Annotated in this window: 12 protein-coding genes; 4 read left to right on the plus strand and 8 right to left on the minus strand. The window is 70.9% G+C overall.

Going from position 1 to position 18,084, the window contains the following annotated elements:
• Positions 1-125: 125 nt before the first annotated feature.
• Entirely contained in the window at positions 126-2,963 is a 2,838-nt protein-coding gene (locus VMR06_RS05815) for a sialidase family protein (protein ID WP_325373987.1), read from the minus strand.
• 106 nt (positions 2,964-3,069) lie between these two features.
• Between VMR06_RS05815 and VMR06_RS05820 the strand changes: the two genes are divergently transcribed.
• The 3 genes from VMR06_RS05820 (at position 3,070) to VMR06_RS05830 (ending at position 8,107) form a co-directional block, all read left to right on the plus strand.
• Positions 3,070-4,509, plus strand: coding sequence for a M20/M25/M40 family metallo-hydrolase (locus VMR06_RS05820; protein WP_325373989.1), 1,440 nt, complete (start codon positions 3,070-3,072; stop codon positions 4,507-4,509).
• A gap of 63 nt (positions 4,510-4,572) precedes the next feature.
• Complete coding sequence (locus VMR06_RS05825) at positions 4,573-6,579, plus strand: hypothetical protein (RefSeq protein ID WP_325373991.1); 2,007 nt, start codon at positions 4,573-4,575, stop codon at positions 6,577-6,579.
• A 385-nt stretch (positions 6,580-6,964) separates the two neighbouring features.
• The gene (locus VMR06_RS05830; RefSeq protein WP_325373992.1) at positions 6,965-8,107 is read left to right on the plus strand and encodes a hypothetical protein; all 1,143 of its coding nucleotides are present in this window, start codon (positions 6,965-6,967) and stop codon (positions 8,105-8,107) included.
• Positions 8,108-8,120: 13 nt separating this feature from the next.
• Here the strand turns inward: VMR06_RS05830 and VMR06_RS05835 are convergent, their stop codons facing one another.
• The 5 genes from VMR06_RS05835 to VMR06_RS05855 all read right to left on the minus strand — a co-directional run bounded on the left by VMR06_RS05835 (position 8,121) and on the right by VMR06_RS05855 (position 14,831).
• Positions 8,121-8,972 carry a TrmH family RNA methyltransferase gene (locus VMR06_RS05835; protein ID WP_325373994.1) on the minus strand — a complete coding sequence of 284 codons (852 nt, stop codon included), beginning with the start codon at positions 8,970-8,972 and terminating at the stop codon, positions 8,121-8,123.
• Between the two features lie 5 nt (positions 8,973-8,977).
• Positions 8,978-9,544: a GNAT family protein gene (locus VMR06_RS05840; protein WP_325373996.1), complete on the minus strand. Its 567-nt coding sequence runs from the start codon at positions 9,542-9,544 to the stop codon at positions 8,978-8,980.
• Positions 9,541-12,663, minus strand: coding sequence for an efflux RND transporter permease subunit (locus VMR06_RS05845; protein WP_325373998.1), 3,123 nt, complete (start codon positions 12,661-12,663; stop codon positions 9,541-9,543). The genes VMR06_RS05840 and VMR06_RS05845 overlap by 4 nt, the downstream gene beginning before the upstream one ends.
• A 49-nt stretch (positions 12,664-12,712) precedes the next feature.
• Positions 12,713-13,885 (minus strand): efflux RND transporter periplasmic adaptor subunit, encoded by a 1,173-nt coding sequence (locus VMR06_RS05850; protein WP_325374000.1) that lies wholly within the window; start codon positions 13,883-13,885, stop codon positions 12,713-12,715.
• Between the two features lie 199 nt (positions 13,886-14,084).
• Positions 14,085-14,831, minus strand: a complete 747-nt coding sequence (locus VMR06_RS05855; protein WP_325374003.1) for an NYN domain-containing protein — start codon at positions 14,829-14,831, stop codon at positions 14,085-14,087.
• 73 nt (positions 14,832-14,904) lie between these two features.
• On the opposite strand from VMR06_RS05855, the gene VMR06_RS05860 reads away from it, so the two are divergent.
• Positions 14,905-15,555 (plus strand): DUF6498-containing protein, encoded by a 651-nt coding sequence (locus VMR06_RS05860; RefSeq protein WP_325374008.1) that lies wholly within the window; start codon positions 14,905-14,907, stop codon positions 15,553-15,555.
• 34 nt (positions 15,556-15,589) lie between these two features.
• Here the strand turns inward: VMR06_RS05860 and VMR06_RS05865 are convergent, their stop codons facing one another.
• A complete protein-coding gene (locus VMR06_RS05865; protein ID WP_325374010.1) occupies positions 15,590-16,600 on the minus strand; it encodes a class I fructose-bisphosphate aldolase in 1,011 nt (336 codons plus the stop codon).
• A 166-nt stretch (positions 16,601-16,766) separates the two neighbouring features.
• Positions 16,767-18,077, minus strand: coding sequence for a Xaa-Pro aminopeptidase (pepP, locus tag VMR06_RS05870; protein ID WP_325374011.1), 1,311 nt, complete (start codon positions 18,075-18,077; stop codon positions 16,767-16,769).
• Positions 18,078-18,084 lie beyond the last annotated feature (7 nt).

The following is an 18,084-nucleotide window of genomic DNA, read 5'->3' on the forward strand; positions in this document are numbered from 1 at the left end:
GCCACGGCGCTCGCCGCGCCAGCACTCGCATTTCTTCCGAGCCGACCGATGCTCGTGAAAAGCGGCGGGACGCGCGCCAGGCGCACGTCCCGCCCCCTCCTCCCGAAGCGTGACGCGGCGCGCCGTCAGTCGAAGCCGTCGGCGAAGATCGCTTCCTGGCGCGCCGGGCCGCCGATGAACAGGATCGAGCCGGTGCTGGCCGGGCGATAGCTGCCGAAGCCGCCGGCCGCGAATGCGAGTCGCCAGCGGTTGGCGCTCTGCGCGATCACGACCGCGCCGGCATCGTGCCAGCCGATCGTCGCCGCATCGCCGGGCGTCGACGGCCCGTACAACCGCCACGACCAGCCGCTGCCGAATGCGGCGCCGTGATAGGTCACCTCGACCGTCGCGCCCGGGCAGCGTGGCGCCTCGAAGCGCAGCAGACCGTGCGGATGCGCATGACCGGCATCGGCCGGCAGCGCGGCGCCATCGACCGGCGCAACGTCGACCAGCTGCGGGCAATCGCCGTCGATCAGCTTGACGGTGAACCAGCCGGCGTCGGCACCGAGCGGTCCCGGCACCGCCACCGCGCCTTCCGGCCGCCAGGATGCCGCGGACGCACCCGGCGCGCTCGCGGCGACGGTCGCCTGCAGCGCGTCGCGCATGCCGTCGCCGTCGCTGTCGCCGCCGTTCGGACCGGCATCCTCGACCGCGTCGGGAATGCCGTCGCCGTCGGCGTCCGGCAGCTGCTCGAGCGTGAACACGCCGCCGCCGGTGCCGGCGTGCAGGATCGCCGGATCGGCCGGATCGAGCGCCAGCGCGGTCGCCGAGGAGGCCGGCAGACCGAGGCTGATCGAGCGCCAGCTCGCACCGCCGTCGACGCTCTTGAACACGCCGCCCGGATTGGCGGCGTCCAGGCCGCCGCTGGCTGCGTACAGCGTGCCCGGCGTCGCCGCGTCGACCAGCAGCGCGCGCGTGTCCGGCGCGGTGATGCCGGCATTGGCGAGCGTCCAGTTGGCGCCGCCGTCGACGGTCTTGTAGAGGCTGCCCGGGCCGGTCCAGTTGTTGGTGTCGATCGTGCTGGCCCACAGCGTCTGCGGCTGGTTCGGGTCGATCGCCAGCGCGAGCACGTCGAGCGCGGCATCGGCCGAGCCCGGATAGCGCGGCAGGCCCTGGCTGCGGTGCACCCAGCTGGCGCCGCCGTCGGTGCTGCGGAACACGCCGCTGGCGATCTGCGGCGCGTCGTAGCTGCCGCTGACCGGATCGTAGCGGGTGTTCTGCGCGAACGTGCCGACGTAGAGCGTGGCGGGGTTGGCCGGATCGATCACCAGCGGCACCGCGCCGCTGATCGTGCTGTAGCTGCTGTCCGGCTCCGGGACGTCGTGCGGCAGGCCGGTGTCGCTGCTGGCCCAGCTCGCGCCGGCATCGGTGCTCTTGAGCACGCGCCAGGCGCGCACCCCGCCGACGCCGCGCGTGCCGGTCGCGGTCGCGTACAGCGTGCGCAGCGGGCCGCTCGTGCACGGGCCGGAGACCGGCGGCGCGACGCACGATCGCGGATCGGCGACCAGGGTGCGCACGATGCCGATCGCGCGGCCGAGCGCGTTGCTCGGCAGCCCGCCGTCGATCGTGCTCCAGGTCGCGCCGCCGTCCAGGCTCTTGTAGAGGCCGCCGTCGCGCAGGCCGGTCGCGGGATCGGCGCCGCTGCCGACCGCGTACAGCGTCGGCGACGGCGCGGCCGCCGTGGTCGGGTCGAGCGTGATGCCGCGTACCTGGTAGGCATCCAGGCCGATGTTGGCGGCGGCCCAGCCGCTGCCGAGGTGGCGGTACAGCGCCGGCGACGGCGAGGTCGCCGCATCGCCGTAGCCGGCGTAGACACGCGCGCCGTCGAGCGGATGCACGGCCAGCGCGCGGATGTTGGTCGCGGCCAGGCCCGCGTTCGACGAGCCCCAGCTGAGCCCGTCGTTGCTGCTCGCGTAGAGGCCGCCGGCCTCGGTCGCCAGCCACAGCGTCGGCACCGCCGGATAGTTCGGATGCACGGCCAGGCCGGTCGGCTGCGGTACGTGCTCGCCGTTGGTGGTGACGCCGGCCGCGCGCGGCGCGAACGTGGCGCCGCCGTCGGTCGAGAGCTGCGCGTCGAGCCAGAGCCGCTCGGCGCCGCCGGGACGCGGCACCGCCAGCGTGGCCCCCTGGTGCGCGGTCGCGGTCCAGCTCGCGCCGCCGTCGACGCTGACATGGAGAGTCCCTACCTGCTGGTAGTACGGACCGATCAGCGCGTAGAGGCGGTTCGGGTCGGCCGCCGAACGCGCCGCCGCCAGCAGGCTCTGCTGGCAGGTGCCGGCGACCGGAATCGCGGTCCAGGTCGCGCCGCCGTCGACGCTGCGCCGCAGCGGGCGCGTCGCGCCGCTGCAGTCGGTCTCGGGCGTGCCGGCCAGCAGCAGGGTCGAGGGCGCCGGCGCCGCCCAGACGTACTCGGCCTCGATGCCGGCGAACGCGGCGACCGCCGTGAACGTGGCGCCGTCGTCGTCGCTGCGCGACAGGCCGCCGCCGCGCGTCGCCAGCCACAGCACGCGCGCGCTGCCGGCGCGGGCGACCGCCAGCCGCGCACGGCCGGCGCTCGGGAAGAAGTCGTTGCGGTAGCCGGTCTCGGTCCAGCTCGACGCGCCGTCGCTGCTGTGGTGCAGACGGCCCTGCGCGTCGATCAGCCAGAGCGTGCCGCCGGCGTCCGGATCGGTCGCGAAGACGCCGTTCCACGGCCGCGGCACCGGCAGGCCGGTCTCGGCGGCCTGCCAGCTGAGGCCGGCGTCGAGGCTGCGGAAGAAGCCGTTCCGCGTCGCGGCGTAGAGCCGGTCCGGCATGGCCGGATCGGCGGCCACGGCGTGGATCTGCCCGCCGAACGGCCCGCTGCCGGTCCAGCTGCCCGGTGCCGCGGCCGCCGCCACGGCGGCCAGGCCGAGGCTCAGCCCGATCAGTGATGCAATGCGCATGATGGAATCCCGATTCGTCCTGGTCCGCATCCGTTACGCAAAAGCGCGGCGAACCAAGACATCGGCGGCTTTGCTATCGTCCCGGTTTTGCCCCGAAGGACTTGCCATGCGCCTTGCACCGCCGTTCGCCGGCCTGTTCACGCTGCTGGCCGCCGCTGCCGCGTTCGCGGCCGGCCCGGCCGCGACGACGATCTCCGATCGCGCCCTGGCCAGCGCCGAGACCTTGCGCGCGCAGGGACTCAAGGACGATCTGGCCTGGTCGCTGACCGAGGATCTGACCACGACGGTCGGCCCGCGCCTGGCCGGCAGCGACAACGACCTCAAGGCACGCGAATGGATGGAGGCGCGCTTCCGCGCGCTCGGCTTCGACCGGGTCTGGACCGAGCCGGTGACCTATCCGAAGTGGGTGCGCCGCAGCGAGAGCGGCGCGATCGTCGCGCCGGTCCGGCAGACGCTGGCGCTGACCGCGCTGGGCAATTCGGCGGCGACGCCGAAGGGCGGCCTGACCGCCGAGATCGTGCCGTTCGCGTCGCTCGACGCATTGCAGGCGGCGCCCGACGCGGCCGTGCGCGGCAAGATCGTCTACATCGCCAATCCGCGCATGGCCGCGCGCGTCGACGGCGTCGACTACGGCAAGGGCTCGCGCGTGCGCTCGCGCGGTCCGTCGCTGGCCGCCCAGAAGGGTGCCGCCGCGTTCGTGCTGCGCTCGGTCGGCTCGGACCACAACCGCACGCCGCACACCGGCGTCACCAGCTTCGCCGAAGGCGTCGCGCCGATCCCGGCCGCGGCGCTGTCCAATCCCGACGCCGACCTCCTCGACCGTCTGCTCGGCCGCGGCCAGCCGGTATCGCTGCGGCTCGCCCTCGACTGCGGCATCGAGGGCGAATACACCGGCGCCAACGTGATCGGCGAGATCAGCGGCCGCGACGACGGCGGCGAGTACGTGCTGACCGGCGGGCATCTGGATTCCTGGGACCTCGGCACCGGCGCGATCGACGACGCCTCCGGCATCGCGATCACCACCGCCGCGGCGAAGCTGATCGCGCAGCTGCCGCAGCGGCCGCGGCGCGCGATCCGCGTGGTCGCGTTCGCGAACGAGGAGGCCGGCCTGTTCGGCGGCAAGGCCTATGCCGAGCGCCATCGCGCCGAGATCGCCAAGGCCGTGATCGGCGCCGAGTCCGACGCCGGCGCCGACCGCATCGTCAAGCTGACCGCGACCGTCAAGCCCGAGGCGCGAGGCGCGATCGACCGCATCGCCGCGGCGCTGGCGCCGCTCGGCGTCACCTACGACGCCGCCGCGCCCGGCAGTGGCGGCTCGGACCTGTCGGCCGTGCATGCGGTCGGCATGGCCGGCCTGTCGCTGCACCAGGACACCTCGCGCTATTTCGAGTGGCACCACACCGCCAACGACACGCTCGACAAGGTCGACCTCGACCCGCTGCGCCAGAACGTGGCGGTCTACGCGGTCGCGCTGTACCTGGCCGCCGAGGCCGACGGCGATTTCGGTTCGGCGCCGGGGGCGTTTTCGAAAGACGAGAAGAACTGATCAATCGAATGCGGGTTCGCGTGACGCTATCCCCGCGACCGAGCCGACGACTGCGAAGGGAACATGAAGCGCTACCTATGGACCACCATTCGCGCATCAGGCGCCCCGAGATGCCGCGTCTTGTCGGCGGCTGTCGCGCTGTCGGCAGCGATGTTCGTAACCGCCGAGCCGATGGCAGCCTCCGTCTGGAGATCGGCCGGTCCGGACGGCGGACCAGTCGAACATGTTGCGGCATCGGCGACGACGCTCTACGCCGCCACGCAGAGCGGTGTGTACCGGTCGTTCGACGAAGGCCGGCAGTGGACGTGGAGCAGCGCGGGTATGCCGCGCGCCTATCACGTACGGCGCGTGGACATCAGTCCGACCGACCCGAACGTGCTGTGGGTCTACGGCGACTCGGCCCACTGGCGCAGCGGTGATGGCGGCACGTCGTGGACACGTATGGATCCGGGCTGTCCTCCGGACTTCAAGCCAGTCGTGTTCGACGATGCGAGCAATGGCGACAGCCTCGTCACATTCCGGTCCGGGGAGCGTCTGCTGCGGCATTCGACCGACGGCGGTTTCAGTTGGCGACGGCTGGGTTTCGGCACCAGCGGCCAAGGCCGGGTCGACACGTTCGCGGTCGATGCCCGTCACCGCACCTACTATGCGATCGTCGACGGTCAACTGCTGACATCGCCTTCCGGCGTCGGCGTTTGGCGCGTGCTCAGTCACCATCCGTACGGCCAGGACTGGCTGCTGCCCGACGGCTCGAATGACGGCCTGATCCTGGGTTTTCAGAACATCGAGAGCTACCAGGTCGTGCGCTACGAGATTCCGACAGGTACCTACCAGCAGGTGCTCGACCTGCCGAACGGCGGCTGGCCGATCGCCGATCCGACCACGCCGGGGCGACTGTGGCTGCAGACCTGGGAGTACGACGGAGCGATCACCTATCAGTTGCGCGAGAGCCGTGATTTCGGACGTAGTTGGGATGCCCCGCACAGCACCGACACCTTGCGCACGCTGGCCGCGGATTCTCACCTGCCGGGCCGCCTCTACGGCACGAGCCTGCGCGGATTCGCTCTTTCGGACGATGCCGGTCGCCACTGGGAAACGCGAACGCGCGGCATACCGCAGGCCATCGTCAATGCGGTCGCGCTCGACCCACGCGATCCCACACGATTTCTGGCCGGCACCGAACTGGGCGAGGTCTTGCTCGGCACCGGCGGCGGCACGCAATGGAGCAGCCCGGCGACCGGCCTGTCCGGCGCACCGGTACTCGCGCTTGCCTACGCGCCTTCGATGGCTATGGTCGCGTTCGCGGCGACCCGAGAGGGCCTCTACCGCAGCGACGACGGTGGCCTGCACTGGAATCGGATCTCCTCGACCGGCTTGCCGAGCGATGACGGCTCGATCGACAGGCTGATCGTCGATGCCGGTGATATCTCCTTGCTCACCGCACGTACGCGCGGCGGCGGTCTGTATTGGTCCGACGACGCCGGTCTTACCTGGCGCCTGGGTGAGTCGAACGTTTCGCAAATCGAAGCTTCGCCGAATGGGCGGCGCGTCTATGCGCTTCAGCAACCCTGGCCAAACACGAATCCATGGCTGCGTCTGCTGAGGGCCGACCGTCACGGCGCACCGTTCGAGCGAGTCGACGAGCGCACGCTGACGATGGCACTGGCGGTCAATCCGCATGCCGACAACGTGATCCTCGCGCTGTCGAACGAAACAGGGGCCAGCCTGTCGTACGCGACCCGCATGTCGAGCGACGGCGGCCAGACCTGGCACGAGCGCGATCGTTTGTTCCTGTCCTGGACGAGTGACGTCAGATTGCGCTTCGACCCGTGTGACTCGCGAACCGTGTACGCGACCACGTCAGGCAGCAGCTTCGCGCGCAGCCGCGACCTGGGTCTGACCTGGGAGTACGAGGAGCTGCCGCTGCGCGGCGATCGCGTGTCGGAACTCTCGACCCGCTGTCACCGTGGCCGCAACCACTTGACCGTGCACGGCGGTCCACGCGGCGTGCTGGTGCGCGAGCCGGAAGCCGTCGATGCGATCTGGCGCTGGGGCTACGACGGCGACTAAGCCGTCGTAGCCCGGTGCAGATCCTAGCGAAGGCCCCTCGTCGCCCGCGCTCGACTCCGATCCCGCCTACTGCTCGCACTGCTGCCCTACCTCGCCGTGCGATATCCCTCCGGTCGTGTCGCCGACGAAGAGACGTGTCGTTCGTATCGGCGTCCTCATCGCGGTGATGAGACGGAAAGGATCGTTCACATGATGATGTCCCGTGCTCATGTCGCATCGCACGATGGAACGGGCACCGCGCAGCGCTAGAGTCTGAATTCGGAACCGGACCTCAGTCCGCATGCCATGGAGTGCCCAAGTGTCGCAAGATCAAAACGCTCGCTTGGCGAGAAACCCCATCACACCCCGTTTCAGGAAGCGGGGTCGATCGACGAGCGTCACGCTGATGGCGCTCTGGTGCTTCATCGCGTCTCCAGCGTTTGGTTTCCAGATCGCCGCATCGGTTTCTTCGATCGAGTCCCGCCTGACCAACGAGCCCGACAGTACCTTGCTCCGCACCGGATTCAGGCTGGGCGTTCTGCTCAAGAGTCCGGTGCACGAGGAAATCACTCAGCTCGCATATGGGTGTCCGGTATCGCCGGCCAATCTCGCGAAGGACGAATTCTGCGGCCGAAAAGACGGGGCCTTCGCCGACGCGTTCGTGATCTATGGCGTGCGCTGGAACGACGTGCCGCCGTTCCGCCTGCTTCCGGAGGAAGGCAACTGCTCCTATCTTGGCAAACGATGCCGAACGGAACAGACGATTCGGTTCTCGACGCAACCGGACTGCTGGCTGTGTCTGTTCAAGGATGCCGAAAAGAAGACGGTCCATACACCGATCCGCGGCTGCCTGGCGCAGTCGTCGCACGGCGCGGCGCGTGGCAATCTCATGACGCGCTCGCACTTCGGGGATCTGCAGTTTCTTCACTCGATGGCCTACACGTCGGGCCAGCCGGCCACCGAGACGCGCGACGACGTCATCGATTGGATCGAGTTCGCCTGGAAGGTGGCCTCGCGCGAGATCACGCCGCAGCAAAAACTCAAGGACATCGACAATCCGACATTGAAGACGCACTTCGGCTGCTCGGAGTGGACGGTGGCCGATCTCTACATACTCGGCAGGCAGGATGCGGGTTCGGGGCTGATATCGCGCCTTCACCAGATCGCATTCGGATCGATCCTGCACACGGTCCAGGATTCGTTCGCTGCCGGCCACACGACCCGGGAGCCACGACGTCCCCAAGGGACGTGCGCAAGCACTTCGTTTCGCAGCGTGCCTCGCATCGTCGAGTTTCACAGCTACGCCGAACAGGACGGTGCCTTACATGACCATGAAGACAGCCGGGAGGCCCTGATCGGCGGCGTGATCGAAGAAGACTGGCCTCTCGCGGTGGAGGCCACGCGACACCTGTTCGATCTGCACGATGCGAGGGCAGACTGGGACGAGGTACGCCCCTACATCGAGTGCCTTTTCATGGTGACGCCGGATGCGTCCGTTTCCTCCGGCGGCAAGGCGTTCACGCGCGCGCGCAGCCGACCGGTCAGGTAGATGCCGGCCGACCTCAGCGGTTCGCGCGCACCTGCCGCCACCACTCGGCGAACGCCACCGCCGCGCTGGCGGCGATGTTGAGGCTCTCGACCGCGCCGCTGCCGGGGATCGTCAGGCGCAGGTCGGCCGCGTCGACCAGCGCGCGATCCATGCCCTCGCCTTCGGCGCCGAACACCAGCAGCAGCCGCTGCGGCAGCTTGGCCTCGTACAGCGCCGTGCCGTCGCGCGGCACGGTCGCGCCGATCGCGTAGCCGGCGCGGCGCAGCGTCGTGAACGCGCTGCGCGCAGCGTCGATGCGCGCCAGCGGCACGGCCTCGGCGCCGCCTTCGGCGACGCGTGCGGCGGCGCCGGACAGGTCCAACGCGGAGGCGGCCGGCACGATCACGCCGCCGGCACCGAAGTGGGCGGCGCTGCGCAGCACCGCGCCGAGGTTGTGCGGATTGCCGACGCCGTCGAGCCAGATCAGCAGCGAGGCGCCGGCCGCCGGCTGCTGCGCGAGCAAAGCGTCGAGCGACAGCGGCGCGCGCCGGCGCAGATCGAAGCACACGCCCTCGTGATGGCGCGAGCCGGTCAGCTTGTCGAGGTCCTCGGCGGCGACGACGCGATAGCCGAGCCGGTGCTGCACGCACCAGGCCAGCACCGGCTTCAGTGCCGGGATGCGCGATTCGAGCAGATAGACCTTGCGCAGATCGTCCGGTCGCCGCGCGAACGCGGCCAGGCAGGCGTTGAGGCCGTACAGGCGCTGCTCGGCTGGCGGCCGCGTGGCCGAGGGCTCCTCGGCGATACGCGTATCGGGCGGCCGCCGCGCATTGCGCCACGGCGAATCGGCGGGCGGACCGGGACGGCGCGGGCGGTGGTCGGACATCGGGCTTACCTTCGGTCGGCGGCGCCGTCCTGCGCCGAGCGCAGGCGGGCATAGAGCAGGACGTCCAGTATCTCACCGCGCTTGATCGCGGCGCGACGCTGGATGCCCTCGAGCACGAAGCCGCTGCGCTCGAGCACCTTCGCCGAGGCCGGGTTGCCGGCGTAGACGATCGCCTGCAGCCGCTCGAACGGATACCGCGCGAACAGATGCGCGCACCACAACGGCAGCGCCGCGCTCATCAGGCCGCGGCCCCAGTACGCGCGGCCGAGCCAGTAGCCGATCTGGCCGGTCAGGCGATGCACGTCGCGGCCGGGCTCCACGCCGATGCCGCCGATCGCCTCGCCAGCGGCCGCACCCGCGTCGATCGCGATCGCCCAGGCCGTGCCGGTCTGCGCGAGACCGTCGAGGAAGGCCTCGGCATCGGCGGCCGTGTACGGATACGGGAAACGGTCGGACAGGAAGCGCGAGACCTCCGCGTCGTCGGCATGCCGCCGCAGCGACCCGGCATCGTCGCGCCGCCACGGCCGCAACACGAAGCCCGGACCGGCGATCGCCTCGTCCGCGCTGCTCATGCCGCGCCGCCGACGTCCGGCGTCTCGCGCTCGAGCCGCTCGAGCGTGCGCGACAGCGCCTCGGGCGAGCGCGTGAACGGCGCCAGCAGCGCATAGAACGAGGGCACCACGTACAGCGACAGCACGGTCGAGAACGCGACGCCGAAGATCACGACGATGCCGATCGTCGAGCGGCTGGCCGAGCCGGGGCCGCCGGCGACGACCAGCGGCACCGCGCCGGCGATCGTCGCGACCGAGGTCATCAGGATCGGGCGCAGGCGCACCGCGGCCGATTCGGCGATCGCCTCGGCGACGCTGCGGCCCTCGTCGCGCAGCTGGTTTGCGAACTCGACGATCAGGATGCCGTTCTTGGCGGCCAGGCCGATCAGCATGACGATGCCGATCTGGCTGAACAGGTTCAGCGTGCCGCCGGTCAGCCACAGGCCGATCAGCGCACCGAGCACCGCCAGCGGCACGGTCAGCATGATCACCAGCGGATGGATGAAGCTCTCGAACTGCGCGGCCAGCACCAGGTAGACGATCAGCAGCGCCAGCGCGAAGGTCAGGATCACCGCGCCGCCGGCTTTCTTGTACTCGCGGCTGTCGCCCTTGTAGTCGATCAGTGCGGTCGGCGGCAGCTCCTCGGCGGCGACCTGCTCGATCCAGGTCAGCGCCTCGCCGAGCGTTGCGCCGGGCGCGAGGCCGGCCGACAGCGTGATCGCGCGCAGCCGGTTGAAGCGGTTGAACTGGCCCGGCTCGGCCAGCTCGCTCAAGGTCACCAGGTTGGCCAGCGGGATCAGCTCGCCGCTGCGCTGCGAGCGCACGTAGAGATTGTCGAGGTCGGCCGGCGCGGCGCGGTCGTCGCGGCGCGCCTGCAGCATGACCTCGTACTCCTCGCCGTCCTGCACGTAGGTGGTCACGCGGCGCGAGCCCATCATCGTCTCGAGCGTGCGGCCGATCTCCTGCGCCGAGACGCCGAGGTCGGCGGCGCGGGCGTGGTCGATCTCCACGCGCAGCTGCGGCCGCGTCTCCTTGTAGTCCGAGTCGACCGCGAACAGCGCGGGGTTCTGTTCCATGCGCGCCAGCATGCGGTTGCGCCATTCGGCGAGCTCGGCGTAGTCGGGGCCGCCGAGCACGACGCGCAGCGGCTGGCCGCCGCTGCGCACCAGGCCGGTGCGCACCTGCGGCAGCGCGCGCACGCCCGGCAGCGCGGTCAGGTCGCGGCGCAGCCGGTCGGCGACCTGGCTGGTGGTCTCGGTGCGTTCGCTCCACGGCTTCAGGAACACCGTGGCCTGGCCCGAATGCATCTCCTCGCTGGCCGACCAGCCGCCGGGCACGCGCGTATTGACGCGCTCGATCGGCCCGTCGTCCGCGATCAGGGACTGGAACGTGCGCTCGACCTGATGCACCTGCTCGACCGTGTAGTCGAAGCCGGCACCTTCCGGACCGGTGATCTGCACCATGAACACGCCGCGGTCCTCGGTCGGCGCCAGCTCGGTCGGTACCACGCGCAGCAGCAGCGCGCTGGCGCCGAACGCGGCCAGCATGACCAGGCCGAACAGCACCGGATGGCCGCTGGTGCGCTCGACCTGGCGGCGATAAGCCCGGGTCAGCCGGTCCAGGCGGCGATTGACGAACGCGTTGAAGCCGCGCGGCTCGCGATGCGGACGCACCAGCTTGGACGACATCATCGGCGTCAGCGTCAGCGCGACGAAAGCCGACAGCGCGACCGCACCGGCCAGCGCGACCGACAGCTCGCGGAACAGGCGGCCGGTATTGCCCTCCATGAAGCCGACCGGCAGGAACACCGCGACCAGCACCGCAGTGGTCGCGATCACCGCGAAGGCGACCTGGCGCGTGCCGCGCCGCGCGGCGACCAGCGGCGGCTCGCCGAGGTCGGCGCGGCGCTGGATGTTCTCGAGCACGACGATCGCATCGTCGACGACCAGACCGATGCACAGCACCAGGGCGAGCAAGGTCAGCAGGTTGATCGTGAAGCCGAACGCGTACAGCGCGATGAACGCCGAGATCAGGCACACCGGCACCGTCACCGCCGGGATCACCGCCGAGCGCAGGCTGCCGAGGAACAGGAAGATCACGACGACGACCAGCACGCCGGCCTCGAGCAGCGTGGCATAGACGCGCTCGACGGCGGCCTCGATGAACAGCGTCGAATCGAACGCGGCGAAGATGTCGGTGCCGGGCGGCAGCGACTCCTGGATGCGCGCGGCCTCGGCGCGCGCGGCGCGCGCGACGTCGAGGCTGTTCGCGGTGGAGGTCTTGACGATGCCGAGGCCGAGGTTCGGCTGGCCGTTGCTGCGCAGGTACGCGCGCCGCTCCTCCGAGGCGCGCTCGACCGTCGCCACGTCGCCGAGGCGGACCAGATAGCCGTCCTCGCCTTTGGCCAGCGTCATCCGCGCGAAGTCCTCGGGCGCGCGATAGCTGCGCTGCACGCGCAGCGTGAAGTCGCGCGTGTCCGACTCGATGCGGCCGGCCGGCAGCTCGACGTTCTCGCGCAGCAGCGCGGCTTCCACGTCCGACACCGCCAGGCCGCGCGCGGCCAGCGCCTCGCGGTCGAGCCAGATCCGCATCGCGTAGCGCTGGCCGCCGGCCATCTGCACGCGCGCGACGCCGTCGAGCGCGGACAGGCGGTCGACGACGTAGCGGTCGGCGTAGTCGGTCAGCGCCAGCGCGTCCATGCGGTCCGAGCGCATGTTGAGCCAGAGGATCACCTCCGCGTCGCTCTCGACCTTGGCGATCTGCGGCGGATCGGCCTCTTCGGGCATGCGGTCCTGGACCCGGCTGACCGCGTCGCGCACGTCGTTGGCGGCGGCCTCGATGTCGCGGCTCAGCGTGAACTCGATCGTCACGCTGGCGCGGCCGTTCTGGCTGCGCGAGTCGATCGTGTCGACGCCCTCGATGCCGGCCAGCGCGTCCTCGAGGATCTGCGTCACGCGGGTCTCGACCACCGCCGCGGAAGCGCCCGGATAGATCACGTCGACCGAGACGATCGGCGGATCGATCGCCGGCAGTTCGCGCAGGGTCAGGCGCGTGAACGCCATCGCGCCGAGCACGACCAGCAACAGGCTGATGACGGTCGCGAAGACCGGCCGGCGAATCGACAGGTCCGACAGGCTCATCGCGGCGCCTCGCCGTTCGGCCTGCCGGCGCTACCGCGCGACCGGCCGCTCATCGGCGCCCCGGATCCGCCGCGGCCGACGCGGCCGACGCGGCGCCGGCCGGCACGGCCTCGACGATGCGGGCGCCGTCGCGCAGCTTGACCGTCCCGTCGACGACGATGCGGTCGCCGGCGGCGAGCCCCTCGCGGATCTCGACCAGGCCGCGGCGGCGCGCGCCGGGCACCACCTTGACCTGGGCCACGCGCTGATCGCCGCCGACCTTGAACACCGAGGCTTCGGTGCCGACCTGGATCAGCGCGATCTCCGGCACCGCCAGCGCCTCGCGCTCGGGGCGCAGCACGCCGACCGTCAGCAGCATGCCGCCGCGCAGCGCGCCGTCGGGATTCGGAATCTGCGCGCGCACCTGGAACGCGCGCGTGACCGGATCGACGCGCGAATCGAGCGAGAGCACACGGCCCTCGAAACTGCGCTCGGGAAATGCCGGGCTGCGCGCGACCACGGTTTGGCCCGGCGCGATCGCGGCCAGATGGACCTCCGGCAGCGAGAAGTCGACCTTGACCACCGAAATGTCGTCGAGCGTCGTGATCACGTCGCCGGGCCGGACCAGCGCGCCGGGGCTGATCTGGCGCAGACCGAGCACGCCCGCGAACGGCGCGGTGACGACGCGGTCGGCGAGCTGCGCGCGCAGCGCCTCGACGCGTGCGGTATTGGAGTCGCGCGTGGCCTGGGCGGTGTCGAAGACCGCGCGCGAGACCGTGCCCTGGCGCACCAGATCCTGCTGGCGCTCGAACTGGCGCGTCGCGTCGCGCGCGGTCGCCTGCGCCTCGGCGAGCGCGGCGACCTGCTGGCCGGACGTCAGCTCGACCAGCACGTCGCCGGCGGCGACGGTCTGGCCGTCGCTGAAATTGACCTTGCGCACGGTCTCGGTGATCTTGGCGGTCAGCGTGACCGACTCGTTGGCCTTGGCGGTGCCGAGCGCCTCGATCGTGTCGGTCCAGGCCTGCGGCTGCACCGCGGCGGTGGTCACGGTGACCGGCGGCGGCGGTGCGGCGGCGGCCTCCTCGCCGCGGCGGCAGCCGCCGAGCGCGACCGCGGCGATGGCGGCCAGCACGGGCAGCAGGACGCGGCGCGCGCTCAGGCGTGCCTCGGGCAGGCGGACGCCGGCACGCTCGGCATCCCGTGGCGGGGCATGCGCATGGCGGTAGGACGGGAAGTCGGACATCGAGTCATCGAACCGGGCGGAAGGCGGAAACGATCGCCAGCGGCGCGCCGACGGCAGCGGCCGGTCCGATCGACGTGACGGCCGGCACGCATCGACGCAGCTCGGCGGGCGAGTGGCCGGGCATTATGCCGTGGCCTCGCGAAGGCCCGCTGCGCGTTCATGCAATGCAACGTAAAGATCGGCCGCGCCACGGCGCCGCTCAGCGCCGCGAACGCTGCGCACGCACGTAGACCGCCTTGGCCAGCCCCCCGCCGATCGCGCGCTCCTCGATCTCGAACAGACGCGTGGCCTGCACCAGGTCGCGCAGCTTGCGGTAGCCGTAGTTGCGCGAATCGAACTCCGGCGCCTGCTTGGCGATCGTGCTGCCGACCGCGCCCAGGTTGGCCCAGCCGGTATCGTCCGAGGCGGCATCGGCCGCGTTGCGCAGCAGGTTCACGAGCCGCTGGTCCTGCTTGAGCTCGCGGTCGCTGCGCGGCGCGATCGCCGCCCCGTCCTCTTCCTTGCCGGTCAGGATCTCGCTGTAGATGAACTTGTCGCAGGCGGCGACGAACGGCTCGGGCGTCTTCTTCTCGCCGAAGCCGTAGACGATCAGGCCCGACTCGCGGATCCGCGCGGCCAGCCGCGTGAAGTCGCTGTCGCTGGAGACCAGGCAGAAGCCGTCGAGACGGCCCGAGTACAGCAGGTCCATCGCATCGATGATCAGCGCCGAGTCGGTCGCGTTCTTGCCCTTGGTGTAGCCGAACTGCTGGATCGGCTGGATCGAATGCGTCAGCAGCGCATCCTTCCAGCCCTTGAGCTGCGGGCCGGTCCAGTCGCCGTAGGCGCGCTTGACGTGCGCGGTGCCGTACTTGGCGACCTCGGCGAGCAGACCCTCGGTGATGCCCGGCTGCGCGTTGTCGGCGTCGATCAGGACGGCCAGCCGCGGATTGCCGATCGCTTGCGCCATGAAATCTGCCTCACGGACGGAGAGGGCCGCATCGTATACCCTGCGCGACGCCCGCGCCGAACCGGAGGCTTCGATGTCCAGCGCCGCCCCGCCCCGCGATCACGAGTACGCGGGTCTGCTGATCTCGAACCTGCTGGTGCTGGTCCTGGCGCTCTGGCAGGACTGGCCGGTGTCGATGCTGATCTGGCCTTTCTGGCTGCAGAGCGTCGTGATCGGCGCGCTGCACGTACAGCGCATGCTGGCGCTGCGCGATTTCAGCACCGAAGGGCTCAAGGCCAACGGCCGGCCGGTGCCGGAGACCGAAGCGGGCAAGCGATCGACCGCGTGGTTCTTCGCGTTCCACTACGGCTTCTTCCACGCCGGCTATCTGGTGTTCCTGTTCACCCTGGCGCCGGTACCGCCCGGCGAATGGCGCTGGGTGCTGATCGGCGGCGCGGCGTTCGCGATCGGCCAGCTGGCCGAGCAGCGTGCCGTGCTCGCGCGCGACGCGCGCGGCCGTCCGAACCTCGGCTTCCTGATGTTCCTGCCGTATCTGCGCGTGGTGCCGATGCACCTGGCGATCGCCGCCGGCTTCAGCCAGAGCGGCCGCGTCGCGCTGATCGGCTTCGTGGTGCTCAAGACGCTGGCCGACCTCGGCATGGCCGCGGCCGAGCGGCGCATCGAGGCCGGCGCCGCGAAAAAGCAAACGGGCGCCGCAGCGCCCGTTCGCGAACCGTCCGACTAGCCCGCTGGCGCGGACCGGACCGAGCGCAGCGCGCTCAGGACGCCTTCTTCCACTGGCCGAGCGCGGCCAGGCCGTTCTCGCGGGCGCGCTGGGCGACGGTCTTCTGCGCGGCGGCGAAGTTCTTCGCCATGTCCTGCGCCCACAGCTTCAGCGCGGCCTGCTGCATCGCGCGGCCGTAGCTGAAGGACAGCGGCCACGGGTGCGGGCCGCTCTGGTTCATCGCATTGAGATGCGCCGTAGCGGCCTCGTCGCTCTGGCCGCCGGACAGGAAGACGATGCCCGGCAGCGAGGCCGGCACGCTCGAGCGCAGGCAGCGCACGGTCGCCTCGGCGACCTCGTCGACGTCGGCCTGGTCCGGGCAGTCCTTGCCGGCGATGACCATGCTGGCCTTGAGGATCGTGCCCTCGAGCATGACGTTGTGCTCGTACAGCGAGCCGAACAGGCTGCGCAGCGTGGCCTCGGTGACCTCGTAGCACTCGTCGATGTCGTGGCTGCCGTCCATCAGCACTTCCGGCTCGACCATCGGCACGATGCCCGCTTCCTGGCACAGCGCCGCATAGCGCGCCAGCGCGTGGCAGTTGGCCTCGATGCAGGTGCCGCTCGGGGTGCTCTCGGCGATCGTGATGACCGCGCGCCACTTGGCGAACTTGGCGCCGAGCCGGGCGTACTCGTTGAGCCGGTCGCGCAGGCCGTCCAGGCCTTCGGTGACCAGCTCGCCCGGATAGCCGGCCAGCGGGAACGGGCCCTTGTCGACCTTGATGCCGGGCAGGATGCCGGCGTCGAGCATCAGCTTCGTGAACGGCACGCCGGCCTTGGTCGACTGGCGGATCGTCTCGTCGTAGAGGATCGCGCCGGAGATGTGCTCGGACAGGCCCGGCGCGGTCAGCAGCATCTCGCGATAGGCGCGGCGGTTCTCTTCGGTGTTCGGCACCCCGACGCTGTCGAAGCGCTTCTTGATCGTGTTGTTCGATTCGTCGATGGCGATGATGCCCTTGCCCGGCGCGACCATCTGCTGGGCAATGCTCTCAAGCTGCTCGATACTCATGAACTGCTCCGCGAAACTGGAAGGGACGCCGCAGCGGGCCGCCGGGCGGATTTGAAGAGGGGGCGCGGATTATAGGCCAGTTTCCGCGGCCCTGCTCCCGGCCGCGCCGGTGCTGCCGGGGCCGTGGGGCGCACCGCGCGCGCGGCGGCGGCCGGGCGCGACGGCCTCAGCGGCCGGCCATCAGCGCTTCGATCGCGTCCGGATCGCTCGGCACGTCCGCGGTAATGACCTCCGGCGCGCCGCGGGTGACCACGACGTCGTCCTCGATGCGGATGCCGATGCCGCGCCAGCGCGCCGGCACGCCCTTGGCATCCGGCGCGACGTAGATCCCCGGCTCGACCGTGACCACCATGCCGCCCTCCAGCTCGCGGTACTCGCCGTCGATGCGGTAGTCGCCGACGTCGTGCACGTCCAGGCCGAGCCAGTGCCCGGTCTTGTGCATGTAGAACCGGCGGTAGGTCTCCTCGCGCAGATTGCGCTCCAGATCGCCCTTGAGCAGGCCGAGCGCGATCAGGCCCTCGGTGATCACGCGCACCGCGGCCTGGTGGTAGGCGATGAACGAGCGGCCCGGGCGGACCTGGTCGATCGCGGCGCGCTGCGCGGCCAGCACGATGTCGTAGAGCGCGCGCTGCTCGGTCGAGTAGCGGCCGTTGACCGGAAACGTGCGCGTGATGTCCGAGGCGTAGCAGGCGTATTCGGCACCGGCGTCGATCAGCAGCAGGTCGCCGTCGCGCAGCGGCGCGTTGTTGGCGCGGTAGTGCAGCACGCAGGCGTTGTCGCCGCCGCCGACGATCGGCTCGTAGCTCGGCACCGCGCCGTGGCGGCGGAACGTGTGCAGCAGCTCGGCCTCGATCTCGTGCTCGTTCATGCCGGGGCGCACCGTGCGCATCGCGCGCACGTGCGCTTCGGCGGCGATCCGCGCGGAGCGGCGCATCACGCGCAGCTCGTCGCGCGACTTGTACAGGCGCAGGTCGTGCAGCAGATGCGACAGCGCGACGAACTCGTGCGGCGGCCGCGCGCCCTGGCGGATCCGCTCGCGGACGCGGTTGACCCAGCCGATCAGCGTGAGGTCGAAGTCGGTGTCGCGGCCGAAGTGGTAGTAGACGCGCGAGCGGCCCTCGATCATGCCGGGCAGGATCTCGTCGATGTCCTCGATCGGGAACGCATCGTCCATGCCGAAGTCGGCCACCGCGCCCTCCTGGCCGGCGCGCGGACCGTCCCAGCGCTCGCGGTCCGGATCGCGCGGCCGGTTGAACAGGATCGCCTCGCCCTGCTCGCGTCCCGGGATCAGCGCCAGCACGGCCTCCGGCTCGCCGAATCCGGTCAGATACTGGAAGTCGCTGTCCTGCCGGTACGGATAGTGCGCGTCGTTGTTGCGCACGCGCTCCGGCGCGGCCGGCACGATCACGATCGCGTCGCGGCCGGCCATGCGCATCAGCTGCCGGCGGCGGCGGCGGTACTCGCGCGGGTCGATCATCGGCCGC

The organism is Dokdonella sp. (genome assembly GCF_035511235.1).
In the GTDB taxonomy this organism is placed as follows: domain Bacteria; phylum Pseudomonadota; class Gammaproteobacteria; order Xanthomonadales; family Rhodanobacteraceae; genus Dokdonella.

Bases quoted from the DNA above. Each gene is read 5' to 3' on its own strand.
- VMR06_RS05855 (WP_325374003.1), bottom strand. From the start codon at position 14,831: ATGGCGCAAGCGATCGGCAATCCGCGGCTGGCCGTCCTGATCGACGCC.
- VMR06_RS05845 (WP_325373998.1), bottom strand. From the start codon at position 12,663: ATGAGCCTGTCGGACCTGTCGATTCGCCGGCCGGTCTTCGCGACCGTC.
- VMR06_RS05850 (WP_325374000.1), bottom strand. From the start codon at position 13,885: ATGTCCGACTTCCCGTCCTACCGCCATGCGCATGCCCCGCCACGGGAT.
- VMR06_RS05825 (WP_325373991.1), top strand. From the start codon at position 4,573: ATGAAGCGCTACCTATGGACCACCATTCGCGCATCAGGCGCCCCGAGA.
- VMR06_RS05860 (WP_325374008.1), top strand. From the start codon at position 14,905: ATGTCCAGCGCCGCCCCGCCCCGCGATCACGAGTACGCGGGTCTGCTG.
- VMR06_RS05865 (WP_325374010.1), bottom strand. From the start codon at position 16,600: ATGAGTATCGAGCAGCTTGAGAGCATTGCCCAGCAGATGGTCGCGCCG.
- VMR06_RS05830 (WP_325373992.1), top strand. From the start codon at position 6,965: ATGGCGCTCTGGTGCTTCATCGCGTCTCCAGCGTTTGGTTTCCAGATC.
- VMR06_RS05820 (WP_325373989.1), top strand. From the start codon at position 3,070: ATGCGCCTTGCACCGCCGTTCGCCGGCCTGTTCACGCTGCTGGCCGCC.
- VMR06_RS05815 (WP_325373987.1), bottom strand. From the start codon at position 2,963: ATGCGCATTGCATCACTGATCGGGCTGAGCCTCGGCCTGGCCGCCGTG.
- VMR06_RS05835 (WP_325373994.1), bottom strand. From the start codon at position 8,972: ATGTCCGACCACCGCCCGCGCCGTCCCGGTCCGCCCGCCGATTCGCCG.
- pepP (WP_325374011.1), bottom strand. From the start codon at position 18,077: ATGATCGACCCGCGCGAGTACCGCCGCCGCCGCCGGCAGCTGATGCGC.
- VMR06_RS05840 (WP_325373996.1), bottom strand. From the start codon at position 9,544: ATGAGCAGCGCGGACGAGGCGATCGCCGGTCCGGGCTTCGTGTTGCGG.